This window comes from Sphingobium sp. WTD-1, from assembly GCF_030128825.1.
In the GTDB taxonomy this organism is placed as follows: domain Bacteria; phylum Pseudomonadota; class Alphaproteobacteria; order Sphingomonadales; family Sphingomonadaceae; genus Sphingobium.
In genome coordinates this window covers 2,525,783-2,544,538 of sequence record NZ_CP119127.1, presented here as the reverse complement: position 1 = coordinate 2,544,538, position 18,756 = coordinate 2,525,783, and the positions used below count along the sequence as shown (strand labels likewise).

Below are 18,756 nucleotides of genomic sequence, written 5' to 3'. Positions count from 1 at the left end.
GGTCCAGACGCGGGTGTAGCTCAATGGTAGAGCAGCAGCTTCCCAAGCTGACGACGGGGGTTCGATTCCCCTCACCCGCTCCAGCCTCCCTCTCCATCATATACGCATCTTACCGCATCGACGGGTGGGGGCATGTCGGCCTGGGCCACAGCCTCGCCGATCAGGATCAGCGTCGGGCGATCATCGGCAAAAGCCTGCGTCACCAGCGGCAGGAGGTCGAGGCGCGTGCGCAACTGCTGTTCCTGCGGCAGCGAAGCATCGCAGGTGATGAGCGCCGGGGTTGCGCCCGGCAAGCCCGCAGCGATCAGCGCGCGGCTGAGTTCCGGAGCAGCCTCTCGCCCCATATAGACGGCCAGAGTACAGGCCGGATCGGCCAGGGCATCCCAATCCAGATCCAGCGCCTGCCCCCGGCGGCTGTGCGCCGTCACGAACTGGACCCGGCGCGCAATGCCGCGCAGCGACAGGGAAATACCCGCCGACGCCGCGACGGCGCTGGCCGCCGTGATGCCGGGGCAGATCCGAACGCGCACGCCGACCGCGCCCAGCGCCGTCATTTCCTCGGTCGAACGGGCGAACATCGCCGGGTCGCCGCCCTTCAGCCGAACCACCCGCTTGCCCGCCAGCGCCGCCTCCACCAGCATCTCGTCGATCGTCTGCTGATCCTTCGAATGGCGGCCCGACCGCTTGCCGACGCTGACCCGTTCCGCATGATCGGGAATGAGGTCCAATATGCCCGGCCCGACGAGCGCGTCGTAAAAGATGATGTCGGCCGCGCGGATCAGCCTTTCGGCCTTACGGGTCAGCAGGTCGGGATCGCCCGGCCCGGCACCGACCAGCCAGACGTCGCCCGGCGCGATGAGGTCATTCGGCTGCATGCAATGTCTCCTGCGAGGTCTGGGCCAGGATATTGGCGATGGCGGGGCGGCAGGAACCGCAATTGGTGCCCGCGCCCAGCGCCTTGCCGATGGCAGGCACGTCGACCAGCTTCTGGTGGCGGATCGCGGCGACGATCTGGTTGAGGCCGATATCGAAACAGACGCAGATGGTGGCGCCCTTGTCCGGTTGGCTGCCCGGCCCGCGGGCGGCCAGAACGGTGGCGCCGACATCGTCGGCCGCCAACTGGCCGATCAGCCAGTCGCGCGAGGGCAACAGGCCGGTGCGGGTGACGAACAGCACGCCGGCCAGCCGGCCGTCCTGGATGATCGCGACCCGCCGGCTACCGCGCACATGATCGATCGCCTCGACCCGCTCGCCCTTGGGCAGGCAGGCTTCCAGTCGGGCGGCATCGCCATTGCCGGCCAGTTCATAGAGCGCGCCGCCCGGCACCGAGACCCGCGTTGCCCAGAGGCAAGGCAGCTTCAACGGTTCCTGCCCGCGCAGGATCAGGAAGCCCTGCCATTGGGTCCAAACCTTCTCGACAGCCGCAGGGGTCGACTTGAAGCCGGGCTGGCCCGAATGCGGATCGACCAGCGGACGCGGCAGCAAGCCGGTACGCCCGCCGCTCGATATCTGATCGGTCCAGTGGATCGGGGTGAAGATTTCGCCCGGCCGCTGCCCGTCGCTGATGCTGACGCGGAAGAGGCTGTTGCCCTGCGCGGTCGACACCCGCGCCAGGTCGCGATCGGCCAGGCCCAGCGCATCGGCATCCTGCGGATAGATCTCGACCAATGGCTCCTCGCGATGGCGGGCCAGCTTGGGTGCCAGACCCGTGCGGGTCATCGTATGCCATTGATCGCGATAGCGACCGGTGTTGAGCGTCAGCGGCCAGTCGCGCAGCGGCCCCTGCAAATCCATCTGCTTCGTCAGCACCAGTCGCGCCTTGCCGTCCGGGGTCGGAAAATGCCCATCGGCAAAGGGCGCCCCGCCCCAGCGGAAACTGTCCATCGCGTCATAGGCGTCGTTACCGATCGCCGCCTGTGCCCGCAGGTTGAGCAGCCGCTGCCCGTCATTCTGATAGGCGGTCAGGCGCGCATGTTCGCGCCAGATGTCAGCCGGCCGATCATAGGCGAAGGCGTTTTTCCAGCCCATGCGACGGGCGACCTGGGTGATGATCCACCAGTCGGGCCGGGCCTGGCCGGGCAGCGCCATGAACGGGCGCTGGCGGCTGATGGTGCGGTCCGAATTGGTGACCGTGCCGTCCTTTTCCCCCCAGCCGGCGGCCGGCAGGCGGACATGGGCATGGACGCTGCTGTCGGTGTCGGCGATAATATCCGACACGACGAGGAAGGGGATCGCCTCCAGCGCGTCGCGCACCCGGCCGGCATCGGGCAGCGAGACGGCGGGGTTGGTCGCCATGATCCAGAGGGCCTTGATCCGCCCCTCATTGATCGCGCGAAACAGGTCTACTGCCTTCAGTCCCGGCTTGGTCGCCATGTGCGGCGCGGCCCAGAAGCGGCCGACGCGGGCGACATTTTCCGGCGCGAAGTCCATATGCGCGGCAAGCGTCGAGGCGAGGCCACCAACTTCGCGCCCGCCCATAGCGTTGGGCTGGCCGGTGATCGAAAAGGGCGCCGCGCCGGGCTTGCCGATGCGCCCCGTGGCGAGGTGGACATTGATGATCGCATTGACCTGATCGGTGCCGCGGATCGACTGGTTGATGCCCTGGCTGAACAGGGTGACGGTCCGCGGGGTCGCAGCGAACAGCTCGAAAAAAGCCTTCAGTAGCGCCGGGTCGATGTCGCAGGCCTGGGCCGTCGTCCACAGGTCATGGCCGGTGCGGACATGATCCCAGAATCCGTCGGGCGCGTTCACATGATCGGCCAGATAGGCCGGATCGGTCACGCCCTGCGCATCGCACCAGGCGAGCAGCCCGGTCATCAGCGCGACGTCGCTGCCAGGCCGGATCGGCAGATGAAGGTCCGCGCCCTCACAGGTTTCGGTGCGGCGGGGGTCGATCACGACCAGCTTCGTGCCCCTCGCGGCGCGGGCGGCCTGGATGCGCTGATAGACGATCGGGTGACACCAGGCGGTGTTGGAGCCGACGAGGAGGATGAGGTCGGCCTGCTCCAGATCATCATAGCTGGCCGGCACCATATCCTCGCCAAAGGCTCGATTATGGCCGGCAACCGCGCTCGACATGCACAGGCGGCTGTTGGTGTCGATATTCGCCGAGCCGATGAAGCCCTTCATCAGCTTGTTGGCGACATAATAATCCTCGGTCAGCAACTGGCCCGAGACATAGAAGGCCACGCTGTCCGGGCCATGGCGCTCGATCGTCTCGCGAAATTTCTTCGCGACCAGATCCAGCGCCTTGTCCCAGCCGGCGCGGCGCTTGCCGATCATCGGGTGGAGCAGGCGGCCAGTCAGCGCCACCGTCTCGCCCAGATGGGTGCCCTTGGAACAGAGGCGCCCGCCATTGGCCGGATGCGCCTCGTCCCCCTTGATGATCACCGAGCGCGGCCCGGTCGGCGTGGCGGCGATGCCGCAGCCGACGCCGCAATAGGCGCAGGTGGTGCGGATCGCCTGTGCCATCAGGCCGCCTTTGCCGCGGCGGGCACGGGAATGACCGCCTCGCGCAGCAGGAAGATGCGGCCCGCCTCCACCTTGAGCGGGATGGTGGGCACGCAGCCTTCATCGCTGCCCAGCGCCTTGCCGGTCTTGAGCGAGATGTTCCAATTGTGCAGCGGGCAGGCGACGACCGATCCATGGACGATGCCCTGGCTCAGCGGTCCCTGCTTGTGCGGGCATTTGTTGACCAGCGCGTAGAACTGATTGTCCTGCGTGTGGAAGATGGCGATTTCCTCGCCGCCGCGCACCGGCAGGGTGCGGGCATTGCCGGGCGAGATCTGATCGACGGGGCCGATGTCCAGCCAGGTTCCGACTTGGGTGTTCGGGATCATGCGACGGTCTCCATGGGGCGCACTTCGGCCAGATGCTGATGCAGTTCGGCGTCCTCGCCGGCGGCGCGGCGCGCCCAGGGATCGTCCTGCATGAACTGCTGCGAGAAGAGGAAGCGGGCGCGCAGCGCTTCGCGGCCGACATCATCGGCGACGATGCGGCTCTTCACATAATCGACGCCGACGCGCTCGATCCAGGGCGCGGTGCGCTCCAGATAGCGGGCTTCCTCACGATAGAGCTGGATGAAGGCGGCGCAATAATCGAGCGCCTCCTGCTCGGTCGCGACCTTGCACAGCAGATCGGTGGCGCGGACATGGATGCCGCCATTGCCGCCGACATGCAGTTCGTAGCCACTGTCGACGCAGACCACGCCGAAATCCTTGATCGTCGCCTCCGCGCAATTGCGGGGGCAGCCCGACGCCGCGATCTTGAATTTATGAGGCATCCACGAGCCCCAGGTCATATGCTCGATCTTGACGCCAAGGCCGGTCGAATCCTGGGTGCCGAAACGGCACCATTCGGACCCCACACAGGTCTTCACCGTGCGCAGCGACTTGCCATAGGCATGGCCCGACACCATGCCGGCCGCATTGAGATCGGCCCAGACGGCGGGCAGGTCTTCTTTCCTGATGCCGAAGATATCCAGGCGCTGGCCGCCGGTCACCTTGACCATCGGGGCGTTATATTTTTCGACCACATCGGCGATCGCGCGCAGTTCCTTGGGGTTGGTGAGCCCACCCCACATGCGCGGCACGACCGAGTAGGTGCCATCCTTCTGGATGTTGGCGTGCATCCGTTCGTTGACGAAACGGCTGCGCTGGTCGTCCTGATAGTTGCCCGGCAGCGCGCAGAGCAGATAATAGTTGAGCGCCGGACGGCAGGAGGAGCAGCCCTCCGGCGTCGACCAGTTCAATTTCTGCATGACTTCGGGAATCGAGCGCATATCCTGCGCCACGATTTCGCGACGGACATCGTCATGGGTGAAGCTGGTGCATTTGCACATCGTCTTCGGCCCCGACTGGACATCGTCGCCCAGCGTCAGCGCGAGCAGGGTTTCGACCAGGCCGGTGCAACTGCCGCAGCTGGCCGACGCCTTACAGGTGGCGCGGACCGCATCCAGGCTATGCGCGCCCTTGGCGATGCAGGAGACGACCTGGCCCTTGCTGACGCCGTTGCAGCCGCAAATCTCGGCTTCGTCCGAGAGCGCCGCAACGGCCGCCTTAGGGTCCAGTGCGCCCCCTCCCGAGGCGAAGGCCTGGCCGAAGATCAGCATGTCGCGCATGTCGGCGACATTTTCCTCGCGCTTGAGGAGGTCGAAATACCAGCCGCCATCGACGGTATCGCCATAGAGCACCGCACCGATCAGCTTGTCGTCCTTGACGATGACCCGCTTGTAGACGCCGCGCGAGGCGTCGCGCAGGACGATATCCTCGCACCCCTCACCGCCGGAAAAGTCCCCGGCAGAGAAGACATCCAGCCCCGCGACCTTGAGCTTGGTCGAGGTGACCGAGCCCTTATAGCCCGAATGCTGGTCGGTCAGGCCATCGGCGAGACTGCGACACATGTCCCACAGCGGCGCGACCAGGCCATAGACATTGCCGTCATGTTCGACGCATTCGCCGACCGCCAGCACATCGGGATCGCTGGTGACCATATGATCGTCGACCTGGATGCCGCGATTGACGGCCAGGCCGGCGTCGCGGGCCAGCGCGGTCGCGGGGCGGATGCCCACTGCCATCACCACCAGGCTGGCGGGAATTTCCCGGCCGTCCTTCAGCCGCACACCCTCGACCTTGCCGTCGCCATAAATGGCTTCGGTATTGGCGCCGGTCAGGATGGTCTGGCCGCGCCCTTCGAGCGCGGTCTTGAGCAGCCAGCCGGCCGCCTCGTCCAGCTGCCGCTCCATCAGCGTGTCCATCAGGTGGATGACGGTCACCTTCATGCCGCGCAGGGTCAGGCCATGGGCGGCTTCGAGGCCAAGCAGGCCACCGCCGATCACCACCGCGCTGCCGCCATCCGCGGCAGCGGCGAGCATGGTGTCGACATCCTTCATGTCGCGGAAGCTGATGACGCCGGGCAGATCCTTGCCGGGCACCGGAATGATGAACGGATCGGAGCCGGTCGCGATCAGCAGCTTGTCATAGCCGATGGTGCAGCCCGACTGGCTGGAAACGGTCTTCGTGGCGCGGTCGATCGCCGTCACCGGATCGCCGGCGATCAGTTCGATGCCATTGTCGGCATACCAGGCGGCATCGTTGATGACGATCTGCTCGAACGTCTTTTCTCCCGCCAGTACCGGCGAAAGCATGATGCGATTATAGTTCACATAGGGTTCGGCGCCGAAGATGGTGACGCGATAGCGTCCTGCATCGCGGGCCAGCAATTCCTCGACCGTGCGGCAGCCGGCCATGCCGTTGCCAATGACGACCAGATGCTCGCGTGCTTGCCCCAAGGGCGGCAGGACATTGTCCTCATCCTGCGTGACCGGGTCGATCCCGTCCTGAAAGTCCATCCCCGTTACTCCAGAAAAGAAAAAAGCCGCCATCCAGACCCTCGGGGTTTGAAACCCGAGAGTCTGGATGGCGGCTTTGCCATCATCTAGTGCCTTGCCGATCCTACCCTGAACCGTCGCAGCGATGTGAAGCGGGACATCCTTGTCCCTTGCAGTGCAGCATATGGGGAATCGCCCGAACGCTCAAGCGATTCCTATCCCGTCATTTCAATCAGATGCTCCAGTCGGCCTGAAGCCATAATTTGTCGGTATCGGTCGCCATCGCCCGCGCATCATAATGGGCGTAGCGCACCGACAGGGCGGTCCTGCGCAGCTTCGCGGATGCGATGAGGTCCCACTCATTGCCATAATGCTGGTCGAGGCGGTCGCTCTCGAACCGGTGCCAGGTCGCGGCCAGTGCGACGCCCGACAGCGGCCCTATCTGCTTCCAGCCATAGCCGGTGCCGACATAGAGGTCGCGCATGCCGTTGGCGGGCGTGGTCAGGAACTTGTCGGCCCAGCCCTGGAACTTGAAATTGGTGCCGAGCGGCGTCTGGAAGCTGGTGAGCGCCGTGCCATGACTGGCGCCCAGCACCTCATAGCCGGCATTGAGCTTCCAGCCATGCAGGTCGAGCGTCGCATCCGCCAGCCAGTAATCGGCGGCATAGTCATTGGGATTGCGGTGATAGTCCGACTGGCGGGCATAGCTGAGCTGATAGGCGACCTTGGCAGACTTGGAGAGCGGCTGGTTGCCCGCCAGGCGCACGCCGTAGGTCTGGCTCGACAGGCGATAGGCCTGCACTGCCGCCTCATCCTGATCGACCAGATAGGCAAAACCGCTGAGCGTGCCGACGGGCGTGGCATAGGAAAGATTGGCGAGGATATTGTCGCCGCTGACCGCCTGCTGGCGCGCGCCCTTGCGCTGAAAGCCCCAGATGGTCCGCACGCTCCAGGCATAGGAGACGTCCAGTTTCAGTCCCCTGGCCGGGGTCAGCTCGGCGCGCACCGCGTCGAAAGTCTGGCCATTGTCGCGAAAGGCGACATTGCCGACGAAGCGCTCGTCATCCAGCACGATCTTCTGCCGCCCGCCGGTCAGGGTCAGCGCCCTGGTCCGATATTGCAACTGGGCGATATAGAGGGCGACATTCTGCGGATCGGCCACCAGCGGCCTGGTCGCTGCATTATCGAAGCCGTCGAAATAACGGTCGATCACCGCCAATGTCCCCTGCCCCACCAGCGTCGCCGACAGCGCGCCGCTGCTGGCCGTCAGGCCGGCGCGGGCCCGGACGGTGAGCGCGTCGGCCTGCTGCGCCAGGCCATGCTGGTCGACATGTTCGTAGCGCAGCCGCGCCTCGGCGACGGGTTTCAGGTCGATCTGCTGGGCACAAGCCGGCCCGGCGACGGCCAGCGCGGCCGTCGTTGCGAGAAGATATTTCATGGATGATCGTCCCCCCTCGGACGGAAAGAGCGTGGCTCGGGGCGGCAGTCCTCAAAAGAGGCCGCCGCCCTCCTCTCCAACTCAGATGCGGGCGCCGCTGGTCCAGTTGGCGCGCCACTTCGCCTTGACCAGCGCCACGCCCAGCAGGGCCAGCACGGCAAGACCGGCGAAGATCAGAAAGCCGGGTGCGAAGCTACCGGTCAGTTGCTTGGCAAGACCCAAAGAGCTGGCGAGGTAGAAGCCGCCAATGCCGCCGGCCATGCCGACAAGGCCGGTCATCACGCCGATTTCCGCCTGGAAACGCTGCGGCACCAGCTGAAAAACCGAGCCGTTGCCGGTGCCCAGCGCCAGCATGGCGAGGACGAAGAGGGCCAGCGCACTGGCCAGCGTCGTCGCCTGCGACACGCCGGCGAGCGCCAGCGCCGCCACGATATAGACGATCATCAGCGCCTTCACGCCGCCGATCCGATCCGCCAGCGCGCCGCCCATCGGCCGCACCAGCGACCCGGCGAAGACGCAGGCAGCGGTGCAATAGCCCGCGATGATCGGGGTCAGCCCGAACTGGTCGGTGAAGTAGATGGGCAGCGATGCCGCCAGTCCGACGAAGCCACCGAAGGTCACGGCGTAGAAGGCCATCAGCCACCAGGCATCCGCGGTCTTGAGCGGCTCGAAATAATCGACCAGCCGCTTGGCTGGCGGCGCGTTGGGCGCATCCTTGGCCATGATCATATAGGCGACGAAAACGATCGACAGCGGGATGCAGGCAAGGCCCAGCACCGCGTTCCAACCAAATGCCTTGGCCAGCATCGGCGCAAACAGCGAGGCCAGAACCGTGCCTGAATTGCCCATGCCGGCAAGGCCCATCGCCTTGCCCTGATGTTCGGGCGGATACCAGCGACTGGCGAGCGGCAGCGCAATTGCAAAGCTCGCCCCGGCAAAGCCCAGAATGACGCCCAGCACCAGCGTGCCGCCGAAGCTGTTGACGCCCATCAGCCAGGCCAGGAACAGCCCGGCGATGACGATGATCTGGCTGATCGCGCCCGACCGCTTCGGTCCGATGCGATCGACCAGCAGGCCGTTGACCACGCGCAGCAGCGCGCCGGCGAGCGTCGGTGTCGCCACCATCAGCCCCTTTTCCGCGGGCGTCAGCGCCAGCGTCTTGGCGATCATCGGCGCCAGCGGCCCTAGCAAGACCCAGACCATGAAGGCGAGATCGAAATAGAGAAAGGCGGCAATCAGGGTCGGCGCGTGGCCGGCCTTCCAGAAGCTTGTCGTGGCGGTGGCCGATGCGGCCTCCCCTTCGCGGTCCCAATAAGCAGTAGCCATGATGCGTCCCCCAATCATTGGAATTGGAAACGAAAAAAGCCGCAGGCCGGACGCGCGCACTTATTGCGTGGTCCGGTCAGCGGCTTTGCTGCGAAAAAATGGATGGAATGGCGGCCCCATCCTTGGGACGGCACATTCGTCTGGACGCGCCTCGTCGCGCGATCCTTCATCTTATCCCGCAGAACGCATTATGTTGCAAGGCACAAATTTGCCCCGCATTTCAACGCTGCGGCGCAAAATCCCGCAGGAAATCCTCGATCCGTTCAGGGTCGAAGATTCGCCCGTCAAAGAAGCGATCCGGGCCAAGCGTCAGGTCGCCGCGATGGGCACCGACCGGCATCGGGGCACTGACCGCTCCTTCCAGTTTCATACTGGCGCCGGGCATCGGCAGGCCACTGTCGGCCAGCGCCCGGCGGAAGATGTCCGGCCGGAAAACGGCTGCGGCGCGTGCCGCAGTTTCGGCATCATGGGCAACCATGCCCCAGCGCACCAGTTGCGAATAGATCCACAGCGCCTGGCTGCGCCAGGGGAAGGCAGTTGCCTCCCGCGCGAACAGGATGAAATCGGGATTGGCGACCGGCGCTTCACCCAGCCGCGCACCGATCCGTCCGGACAAGGCACTCCGGATCAGTTCGGCCGGCTGATCGACATAGCGCGGATCGGACAGGAGATCGGCCAGCGCTTCATGATGAGCCGGATCGTCGCACCAGGCAGCCGCACGCGCTAATGACCGCAGCAGGCGATCGACCGTTTCGGGGTTGGCCTCCAGCCAGTCCTGGCGGAAGGCCAGAACCTTCTCGACCCCGCGCTGCCAGATGCGTTCGCCGATCGCGACCGTTTCGGCCAGTCCCGCCTCGATCGCCGCGCTGCCCCAGGGTTCACCGGCGATGAAGCCGTCAATTTCCCCCGCCCGCATCGCCTCGACCGTCAGCGAGGGCGGCAACACGCGCAGCACTATGTCGCGATCGGGATCGATCCCCGCGCTCGCCAGCCAGTAGCGCAGCATGATCGCATGGCTGGAAAAGCGATGGACCACGCCGATCACCGGCTTGCGCCGCCATAGCCCGATCGCGGCGGCAAAATCATGGGCGGTGCCGAGCGGATCGACGAGCCGCCGGGCGATGTCCGGCTCCAGCGCCTTGGCGAAATCGGGCGCCATCACCAGCATATTGCCGTTGACGTTGAGCTTGTAGGGCGCAGCCAGCGCGGCGGGTTGTTGGCTGAGGCCCAGCGTGACCGCCACGGCCAGCGGCGCCAGCATCTGCGCGCCCTGCACCTGGCCATAGACCAGCCGGTCGCGCAGCGTCGCCCAACTGGTGGTGCGCACCAGATCGAGCGTAATCCCCTCTTCCTCGGCAAAGCCCCGTTCGCGCGCGACCGCCAGCACGGCCACGTCCGTCAGCGGCAGAAAGGCTATCCGCAGCAACTCGCTCATATGCCCCCTCCCAGCAGGTCGCTGGCGGTAATCAGCGCCTGCGCCACATCCACGATCTTCTTGCCCTGGTTCATCGCACTCGACCGCAGCAGGGCATAGGCGTCCTGCTCGGACAGGTTGCGCTGGTTCATCAAGATCGATTTTGCCCGGTCGATGATCTTGCGGTCGGCCAGCGCAGTGCGCGCCTCGTCCAGCTCCGACTGCATCCGGGCAAAGGCATTGAAGCGCCGCACCGCCAGTTCCAGCACCGGCTTCACCCGCTCCTTGCGCAGGCCATCGACGACATAGGCGGATACGCCAGCATCAATCGCGGCGCCGATCATCGCATCGTCCGACTGGTCGACGAACATCGCGATCGGCCGGGCGAGCGCGCGGCTGACCGTCAGCATCTCCTCCAGCGTGTCGCGGCTGGGGCTGCCAAGGTCCATGAGGACGACATCGGGCGCCATGCGTTCGAGCCGGGCAACGAAGGCGCCACGGGGCGGGACGATATGGATATCGTCATAGCCCGCTTCGCGCAGCCCTTCTTCCAGGACCGTCGCTCGCAATCCGCTGTCGTCGATGATGACGATTCGCATGAGGCTCCGTCCACAGTGCCAGGAGCGATGGCGCATGGCGAAGGCGCAGCAGGACGTCAACCATGGGACTGGCGATGTCGTCCGACGTCATGTGCTGTACCGCGCGATTGATCCGGTGGACGCTAGCGCAACGTCAGGAGCGACCGGATCGCCTTCACCAATGCGCCAACATCCGCCGCGCTGTTGAACAAGGCAGGCGTAACGCGGACACAGGCGCCGCTTACAGGCCCATCGCGATGCACCGTGAAAATCCGATGTTCGTCCAGCAGGCGCTTGGCGAGCGCCATATTGTCCTGCACGCTCGTCCGCCCCGCCAGCCGGAACGATGTGATGCCGCCGTGCAACCGCAGATCGGCCGGCGTCAATATCTCCAGCCCCTTCGCGCCGCGCAGTTCTTCCGCCCACAGGTCGCGCAGATGGCGCAGCCGCGCCGCCCGCGCGCTGTCGCCGATCGCATCCTGGAAATCGAGCGCGGCCGGCACCGTCAGTTGCGCCGCGAAATCCACCGTGCCGGTATGCACGCGCGAATAGGTGCTGGCGGCGAAGGGCGGGCTGTTGGCACTGTCCGGATCGATCAGGTCAAGCCTGGACTGGCGGATGTAAATCACGCCCACACCCAGCGGCGCACCCCACCATTTGTGCAGGTTGAAGCCGATGAAATCCGCATCGAGATCGGCCGGCTGGAAATCCAGCTGGCCCCAGCTATGCGCCGCATCGACGATCGCATCCACGCCGCGCGCCCGTGCCATCGCCACAATCTCCTTAACCGGAATGACCAGGCCGGTGCGATGGCTGAGATGGGTGAGCAGGATCAGGCGGATCTTCGGATTGGCTTTCAGCGCCGCTTCATAGCTGTCGATCAGCCCCTGATACGTGGCCGGTTCGGGCAGCGCGATCCGCACCACATCCACGCCCCGGCTGCGCTTGAGCGTGTCGAAACAGGCCTGCATGCTGTCATAGTCGAGATCGGCCTGAAGCACGGCATCACCTGGCCGCAGCCGGTTATAGCCGCCGATCAGCGCCTTCAGCGCCTCCGTCGCATTGCGGGTAAAGGCGATTTCCTGCGGGGCGACGCCCATCTTCGCCGCCACCCGATCGCGCACGGCGATCAGGTCGGGGGTCAGGCCGCGCCTGGCATAATAGCTGGTCTCGCGGTTGACCCGGCGCACGGCCGCCTCATAGCGGTCCAGTATCGGCCGGGCCATCATCCCCCAATTGCCATTTTCCAGCTGGATGACGTCGCGGGTGACATCATATTGGGCCGCGATCCCGGCCCAATATGCTTCATCATCGGGCCGGGCCGAACCGGTTGGCAGGGCGGCGGCACGCCCTGCAACCTGCACTGCGGCCGCCCCGATCATCATCTGCCTGCGGCTGATTTCCATGTCGCGTGCCTAGCCGATCAGAAGGTCAGGCCCAAGCGGACATAATATTGTCCGCCGTCCGTGTCATAGGGCGCATTGCGCGAGTAAATGAGGCCGCGCACCGCCTGGTTGGTCGCCTCGTCGGGATAGGCGTTGAAGATATTCTCCGCCCCGGCCCGGATCGAGATGTTGGGCGTGACCTGGACGCTGGCCGACAGGTCGAACAGCACCATCGATCCGAAGCGCTGGTAGAGGTCGCCCGTCGCATTGCCGCTGACGTCGGTCCAGGCGCCATAATAGCGCGCCCGGCCCTGGAGGCCGACCTTGCCCAGCGTATAGCCGAGCGAGGCGGTGCCATTATGCTTGGGCAGTCGTTCCTCGAAGATGATGCGCTGGCTTTCGTTGGCGATCGCCGCCGACGTGCCGCTCGTCACCTTGGTCTGGTTGTAGTTGTAGGCCAGGCTGATGTCGGCGGTGCCCGGCCCCACCGGCTTGGTGTAGGCCAGCACGACATCGATGCCACGGGTGCGGGTGTCGAAATCATTGGTGAAATAAGTGACGGACGTGAAGCGCTGCGGATTGGGCAGGCTGGCCGGCACCGCGAAGGTGCGCGACTGGCCGAAGCGATCGCGCAGCTTGATCTGATAGAGATCGACGCTGCCGGTCAGGCCGAAGCTGGACTGGAAGGTTAGGCCGGCCGTAATGGTGCGCGACTTTTCCGGGGTCAGCGGCTTGGCGCCCAGGGCGATCGCGATCGGATCGCTGGGCGACAGGCGGCCGGTGTTGAAAATCTGCATCGTGGTCGTGTCCAGCCCCTGGCTGGTGTTGACCGCATTGAGCTGGGCCGGGGTCGGCGCGCGGAAGCCGGTCGAATAGGTGCCGCGCAGGGCGATGCCCTTCACCGGCTCGAACCGGGCCGAGAGCTTATAGTTGAAGGTATCGCCAAAGGCCGAGAAATCCTCGTAGCGGCCAGCCGCACCCAGCGTCACCGCCTCGATCGGCCGCACCTCCACATCGACATAGCCGGCATAGCTGGTCTGCGACCATTCGCCGGCGTTGAGCGGGCTGAAACCGGGGAAGCCGTTGCTGTTGGGAGCAAGGCCGGTCGCCGCACCCGCGCCGATCGCATAGGAGGCCGGGTCGCCCGGACGGATGCCGTAAGTTTCCTTGCGGCGTTCGGCGCCGAAGGCGATGTTCGCCGGCTCTACCAGTCCCAGCGGCAGGCGATAGACGAAGTCGGCATTGAGGTTGAATTCGCTCTGGCGCAAGCGGCCCAGATAGAAGCTGGTCGGGCTGTCCGGCCCCATCGACGCATTGAGCGATTCATGCATGTTGTAGTTGATGCGGCTGCGTCCGGACGAGGCGCTGATATCATAGGTCAGGCGCTCGCTGATCGCCCCGCGCAGGCCCGCATCGGCCTGATAATCATCATATTTCGTGCCGAAGCGCGGCGTGAACCCCGCCGGATAGAGGCTGGCGAAGTTGAAGCCGGGGAAAGCCGAACTATTGCCATAGACATTCGCCGTGCTGGCCGGGTTGCGCCAGTTGAAGTCGGTCACGCCCTCGCCATTGCCCGCCGTGCCAAAGGCATAGAGGGTGACGGCATCGGAAAAATCATAATGGGCGTTCACGCCCGCGCGCACCGACCGCAGGTCGGGCTGGCCCCAGCGCTGCACCGGATCGGGCACGTCCAGATCGGGATTGGCCGCCTGGAACGCCGCGGCATCGGGCCGCTGGCGCGTGCGCGAGGTGGCGTCGGACTTGGAAAATTCGCCGGTGAAGACGATGCTGCCGCGATCGCCCAGCGCTAGGCCGCCCTGCGCGCCGCTTTGGTAGGTCGTGCCATCGCCCTTATAATATTGCGAGAACTGGCCATAGGCTTCCATGCCCGGCTGGTCGTCGAGGATGATGTTGACCACGCCGGCAATCGCATCCGACCCATATTGTGCCGACGCGCCATCGCGCAGCACTTCGATCCGCTTGATCGCCAGATTGGGGATGGTGGCAAGGTCGGCCGACTGCGCGCCGCGAGTGCCGAGCAAGGCCGAGCGATGGTAGCGCTTGCCGTTGACCAGCACCAGCGTCTGGTCGGCGGACAGGCCGCGCAGCGTGGCGGGCCGGACGAAAGCCTGGCCGTCAGCCGCCGGCAGGCGCTGCACGTTGAAGGACGGTAGCAACTGGGCCAGCGTATCGGACAGATCGTTGGACACACTGCCGTCGATCGCCTTCGACGAAAGGACGTCGATCGGCGCCAGCGCATCGAACTTGGTGCGCTTCGCATCGCGCGTACCGGTCACGATGATTGCGTCACCGGCAGCGTCGGCGGCCGGTGCGGCATCCTGTGCCATAGCGAAAGAGCACGCAGCAAATTGCAGCGCGACGAGCGCGCTGGCGGTCATAAACTTCATGATTGTCCCCACGGATGCGACAGATTTTTGTGCTGCGGGAGCCGATAGGGACGCGACATGACGCTTATGTGTAATTTGCGAAAAAATATGGATGATGCGCACCCCGATCATCCACGCTCTTTGCCGTAACGGCATCCGCGCAAATCTATGAGCCATTCTCCCGCCAGATTGCCCGAACTCATTTGCGCAAATTGTCTACAACTTTAGTTGACAGTTAACGCTGCGCGCCTGGCTGCGGCTGATCAAGATTGAGTGGGGAACAATGAACAAAGGGAATTTCCTGGTCGCTGGTGGCAGTGCGCTCATGGCCGCGGCAATGGCAGGATCAGCCTGGGCACAGGCGCCCGCACCGGCCGAGGATGGCGACGCCGGCGGCGGCATCATCGTCACCGCCGAGCGGCGCGCCACGGACCTTCAGAAGACGGCGATCGCGATTTCCGCCTTCACGCCCGAGACGCTTGAGCAGCGCAACATCACCAATGTTCGCGACCTGGCCGGCCAGGTGCCCAACCTGTTCGTGGCGCGGACGTCGATCAGCCACACCACCCAGACCTTCTCGCTGCGCGGCGTAGGCGAATCCGACCCGATCCAGGAGCCGGTGCTCGCCATCTATGTCGACGATGTCTACATCCCACGCCAGATCGCGTCGATGAGCGAATTTGTCGATCTGGAACGGATCGAGTTGCTGCGCGGGCCGCAGGGGACGCTCTATGGCCGCAACTCGTCGGCCGGTGCGCTGCGCATCATTACCCGCGCGCCCGATGAGAACACGCATGTCACCGCCGAACTGGGCTATGGCAGCTATAATGACGTACAGGGCCGGGCGCTGGTCAGCGGCAAGATCGCGGGCGACCTGTCGGGCAGCATCGCCTGGATTCATCGCAGCCGCGACGGCGTCACCTATGACCCGACGCTGGGCCATGACGTCAACCGGATCGACCTCGACGCCTGGCGCGGCAAGCTGCGCTATACCGGCATCGCCAATCTCGACGCGCTGCTGACCGTCAATATCCTGCGCGATCGCAGCGATACGCGGTCCTATATCCCGGTCCGCCAGCCCGTTAGCTTCAGCCGCCGCCGGTCCTATTCGGAGGTCGAGCCGGACCAGCATCTCAATTCGCGCAGCGCGTCGCTGCGGCTGGTCTATGATCTGTCGCCCAGCCTGTCGATCAAGTCGATCAGCGCCTATACCGGCTTCAACCTCAACCCCGTCAATTACGAGAATGACGGCGAGGCCGCGCTGATCCAGAAGAACCTGATCCATTATAATGACCGGGCCTTCAGCCAGGAGGTGCAGCTGAACGGCGACTTTGGCGACCTCAGCTTCACCAGCGGCCTGTTCTACCTGCATGAACGTTTCTTCGTGGAGCGCGACGGCTTCAGCCGTACCGGCACCGCCGCGACCGCGCCCATCAACCGGCTGCGCGCCCACAACATCACCTACACCGATGCCTATGCTATGTTCGGCGAGGGCACCTGGAAGGCGAACGATATATTGAGCCTGACCGCCGGCCTGCGCGGCACCATCGAGAAGAAGCGCTTCGTCTTCGACAACAAGGTGATCGACAATGATCGCAATGTCGTGGCCCAGTCGATCGCCGGCGAGGCGGAAAAGACCTGGAAGGCACTGACACCGAAATTGTCGGTGCAGGCGCAATGGACGCCCAATCTGCTCAATTACCTCACCTATTCGCGCGGGTTCAAATCCGGTGGGTTCGACAATCGCGCCACCCGGCTGGATCTCGCCACCCTGCCCTTCGATCCGGAAAAGGTCTCGACCTATGAAGGGGGCCTCAAGGCCACCTTGTTCGGTGGCGCGCTGCGCAGCAATCTCGCCATCTTCTACAATGACTACAAGGATCTGCAGGTCTCCTTCTACGACCCCGCCTATGTCGGATCGCGCCGGGGCAATGCCGGCAAGGCGCATAGCTGGGGCGTGGAGCTGGAGAATGACCTGCGCCTGTCGGATCGCTTCTCGCTTCAGGCATCGGCCGGTTATCTCAAGGCCATTTATGACGATTACAAGGGCGCGGGCGGCAATGGCGTGGATGCCGATGGCAATCCGCTGCTGAACGCGCCCAAATGGTCCCTGTCGGGCGGCGCCAATTATGCGCTGCCGCTGGGCGCGTCGGGCAGCACATTGCGCCTGTCGGCCAACGCCCAATATCAGAGCAGCTTCTATCAGAACGCCCTTGCCCGGCCGCAGGACGAAGTGCCAGGGCAGACTTTCGTCAACGGCTCGATCACCTGGATATTGCCGGACGACCGTTTCCAGTTCGCCATTCAGGGCAAGAATATCCTGGGCGCGAACAAGCCGGTCAGTTCGACCTACATCCCCTCGACCGGGGTCTATTATAAAAACTACGCCGATCCCGCGACGGTGCTGCTGAGCGCCCGCTTCTCCTACTGACGCCCGCCCTATTGGTCCATTTCATATGGGCTTGAGGAGACCGCGTTGGTCGCGTGCGGCATCCCGGCATAGATGGAATGGGCTCACCCTCCCCTCCAGCAGAAGGACAAAGCCATGGCCCGTTCTCCGCATATCAAGCTCGGCTTCATCCTGCATGGCGTCGGCCGCACCTGGCATGACTGGCGCCATCCCGATCGTGACGTGAATGCCAGCACCAGCCTTGCCCGCTATAAGGAACAGGCGGCAACCGCCGAACGTGGCAAGTTCGATTTCCTGTTCGTCGCTGACAGCCTGTCGATCACGCAGCGATCCAGCCCCCATTATCTCAACCGGTTCGAGCCGATCACCATCCTGTCCGCGCTGGCAGCGACTACCAGCCGGATCGGCCTGGTTGGCACGCTGACGGTCAGCTACTCGGAACCCTTCAACGTCGCCCGCCAATTCGCCTCGCTCGATCACCTCAGCGGCGGGCGGGCCGGCTGGAATGTCGTGACGTCCTGGCTGGGTGACACCGCCGCCAATTTCAGCAAGAGCGAACATCCCGCCCATGCCGTGCGCTATCGCATCGCCGCCGAATATCTCGATGTGGTCCAAGGCCTGTGGGACAGTTGGGAAGATGGCGCCCATGTCGCCGACAAGGAAAGCGGCCAGTTCGTCGATCCCGATCGGCTGCATGCGCTCGATCACAAGGGCGAGTTCTTCCAGGTGCGCGGCCCGCTCAACATCAAGCGCACGCCGCAGGGGCAGCCGGTAATCTTCCAGGCCGGCGCATCGGACGATGGCCGCAACTTCGCCGCACGACGGGCCGAGGTGATCTTCACCCATGCCGAGACGATCGAGGCGGGCCAGGCCTATTACGCCGACGTAAAGGCGCGGGCGAAGGGCTTTGGCCGCGATGCCGACCAGTTGTTCATCCTGCCGGGCATCGCCGCGATCGTCGGTGACAGCGATGAGGAGGCCGAGGCGCGCTACCGCGAACTCGCCGCGCTGGAGTCGATCGACACCGGCCTTGGCTTCCTGTCGCGCACCTTCAACGACCATGATTTCCGCCAATATGATCTGGACGCCCCCTTCCCCGATGTCGCGCATCTGGGCCTCAACAGCCAGCAGAGCGGGACGCTGCGCATCCTGGCCGAAGTCGAAGCGGAGGGGCTGACCTTGCGCCAGGTGGCAGAACGGCTGGCGACGCCGCGCGGCGCTTTCGTGGGCTCGGCCGAGACGGTGGCCGACCAGTTGCAGCGCTGGTTCGAAAGTGGCGCGGCCGACGGCTTCGTCCTGTTCGAGCCGCTGCCGGGACAACTGGCCCTGTTCGTCGACAAGGTGATCCCGATCCTGCAGCGACGCGGCCTTTTCCGCACCGACTATGAAGGCACGACCTTCCGCGAGCATCTGGGCCTCACCGTGCCCGACAATCGATATAGCGCAGCACGGGACGCCCGGTCAGCCGCCTGATCCAGTAGAACAAAAGA

The 18,756-nt window shown here is 64.9% G+C and carries 12 protein-coding genes and 1 tRNA gene; 3 read left to right on the top strand and 10 right to left on the bottom strand.

Annotation, left to right across the window (positions count from 1 at the left end; genetic code table 11):
• The first annotated feature begins 9 nt into the window (after positions 1-9).
• A tRNA-Gly gene (locus N6H05_RS12680) sits at positions 10-83 on the top strand.
• On the opposite strand, the gene cobA is transcribed toward N6H05_RS12680, so the two are convergent.
• From cobA to N6H05_RS12630, 10 genes are all read right to left on the bottom strand, one after another.
• A complete protein-coding gene (gene cobA, locus N6H05_RS12675; protein ID WP_284109855.1) occupies positions 72-875 on the bottom strand; it encodes a uroporphyrinogen-III C-methyltransferase in 804 nt (267 codons plus the stop codon). The genes N6H05_RS12680 and cobA overlap by 12 nt on opposite strands.
• The gene (locus N6H05_RS12670) at positions 862-3,471 is read right to left on the bottom strand and encodes a nitrate reductase (protein ID WP_284109854.1); all 2,610 of its coding nucleotides are present in this window, start codon (positions 3,469-3,471) and stop codon (positions 862-864) included. Before N6H05_RS12670 ends, cobA begins: the two co-directional genes overlap by 14 nt.
• The gene (nirD, locus tag N6H05_RS12665) at positions 3,471-3,839 is read right to left on the bottom strand and encodes a nitrite reductase small subunit NirD (RefSeq protein ID WP_136187204.1); all 369 of its coding nucleotides are present in this window, start codon (positions 3,837-3,839) and stop codon (positions 3,471-3,473) included. The genes N6H05_RS12670 and nirD overlap by 1 nt, the downstream gene beginning before the upstream one ends.
• Positions 3,836-6,349 carry a nitrite reductase large subunit NirB gene (gene nirB, locus N6H05_RS12660; protein ID WP_284114139.1) on the bottom strand — a complete coding sequence of 838 codons (2,514 nt, stop codon included), beginning with the start codon at positions 6,347-6,349 and terminating at the stop codon, positions 3,836-3,838. The genes nirD and nirB overlap by 4 nt, the downstream gene beginning before the upstream one ends.
• Positions 6,350-6,560: 211 nt before the next feature.
• Positions 6,561-7,766, bottom strand: a complete 1,206-nt coding sequence (locus N6H05_RS12655; RefSeq protein WP_284114138.1) for a hypothetical protein — start codon at positions 7,764-7,766, stop codon at positions 6,561-6,563.
• 81 nt (positions 7,767-7,847) lie between these two features.
• Positions 7,848-9,092 carry a nitrate/nitrite transporter gene (locus tag N6H05_RS12650; protein WP_284114137.1) on the bottom strand — a complete coding sequence of 415 codons (1,245 nt, stop codon included), beginning with the start codon at positions 9,090-9,092 and terminating at the stop codon, positions 7,848-7,850.
• A gap of 220 nt (positions 9,093-9,312) precedes the next feature.
• Entirely contained in the window at positions 9,313-10,527 is a 1,215-nt protein-coding gene (locus N6H05_RS12645) for a CmpA/NrtA family ABC transporter substrate-binding protein (RefSeq protein WP_284114136.1), read from the bottom strand.
• Positions 10,524-11,105, bottom strand: a complete 582-nt coding sequence (locus N6H05_RS12640; protein WP_284114134.1) for an ANTAR domain-containing response regulator — start codon at positions 11,103-11,105, stop codon at positions 10,524-10,526. Before N6H05_RS12640 ends, N6H05_RS12645 begins: the two co-directional genes overlap by 4 nt.
• 122 nt (positions 11,106-11,227) lie before the next feature.
• The gene (locus N6H05_RS12635) at positions 11,228-12,490 is read right to left on the bottom strand and encodes an aminotransferase class V-fold PLP-dependent enzyme (RefSeq protein WP_284114133.1); all 1,263 of its coding nucleotides are present in this window, start codon (positions 12,488-12,490) and stop codon (positions 11,228-11,230) included.
• 17 nt (positions 12,491-12,507) lie between these two features.
• Positions 12,508-14,877, bottom strand: coding sequence for a TonB-dependent receptor plug domain-containing protein (locus tag N6H05_RS12630; RefSeq protein WP_284114132.1), 2,370 nt, complete (start codon positions 14,875-14,877; stop codon positions 12,508-12,510).
• A gap of 262 nt (positions 14,878-15,139) precedes the next feature.
• On the opposite strand from N6H05_RS12630, the gene N6H05_RS12625 reads away from it, so the two are divergent.
• Together N6H05_RS12625 and N6H05_RS12620 are read left to right on the top strand one after the other, a co-directional pair.
• Positions 15,140-17,287, top strand: coding sequence for a TonB-dependent receptor (locus N6H05_RS12625; protein WP_284114131.1), 2,148 nt, complete (start codon positions 15,140-15,142; stop codon positions 17,285-17,287).
• A gap of 114 nt (positions 17,288-17,401) precedes the next feature.
• Positions 17,402-18,739 (top strand): LLM class flavin-dependent oxidoreductase, encoded by a 1,338-nt coding sequence (locus N6H05_RS12620; RefSeq protein WP_284114130.1) that lies wholly within the window; start codon positions 17,402-17,404, stop codon positions 18,737-18,739.
• Positions 18,740-18,756 lie beyond the last annotated feature (17 nt).

Excerpts from the sequence above, each read along its gene's own strand:
- N6H05_RS12670 (WP_284109854.1), bottom strand. The coding sequence starts at position 3,471 with ATGGCACAGGCGATCCGCACCACCTGCGCCTATTGCGGCGTCGGCTGC.
- N6H05_RS12650 (WP_284114137.1), bottom strand. The coding sequence starts at position 9,092 with ATGGCTACTGCTTATTGGGACCGCGAAGGGGAGGCCGCATCGGCCACC.
- nirB (WP_284114139.1), bottom strand. The coding sequence starts at position 6,349 with ATGGACTTTCAGGACGGGATCGACCCGGTCACGCAGGATGAGGACAAT.
- N6H05_RS12630 (WP_284114132.1), bottom strand. The coding sequence starts at position 14,877 with ATGAAGTTTATGACCGCCAGCGCGCTCGTCGCGCTGCAATTTGCTGCG.
- N6H05_RS12625 (WP_284114131.1), top strand. The coding sequence starts at position 15,140 with ATGAACAAAGGGAATTTCCTGGTCGCTGGTGGCAGTGCGCTCATGGCC.
- N6H05_RS12645 (WP_284114136.1), bottom strand. The coding sequence starts at position 10,527 with ATGAGCGAGTTGCTGCGGATAGCCTTTCTGCCGCTGACGGACGTGGCC.
- N6H05_RS12620 (WP_284114130.1), top strand. The coding sequence starts at position 17,402 with ATGGCCCGTTCTCCGCATATCAAGCTCGGCTTCATCCTGCATGGCGTC.
- N6H05_RS12655 (WP_284114138.1), bottom strand. The coding sequence starts at position 7,766 with ATGAAATATCTTCTCGCAACGACGGCCGCGCTGGCCGTCGCCGGGCCG.
- nirD (WP_136187204.1), bottom strand. The coding sequence starts at position 3,839 with ATGATCCCGAACACCCAAGTCGGAACCTGGCTGGACATCGGCCCCGTC.
- N6H05_RS12640 (WP_284114134.1), bottom strand. The coding sequence starts at position 11,105 with ATGCGAATCGTCATCATCGACGACAGCGGATTGCGAGCGACGGTCCTG.
- cobA (WP_284109855.1), bottom strand. The coding sequence starts at position 875 with ATGCAGCCGAATGACCTCATCGCGCCGGGCGACGTCTGGCTGGTCGGT.
- N6H05_RS12635 (WP_284114133.1), bottom strand. The coding sequence starts at position 12,490 with ATGGAAATCAGCCGCAGGCAGATGATGATCGGGGCGGCCGCAGTGCAG.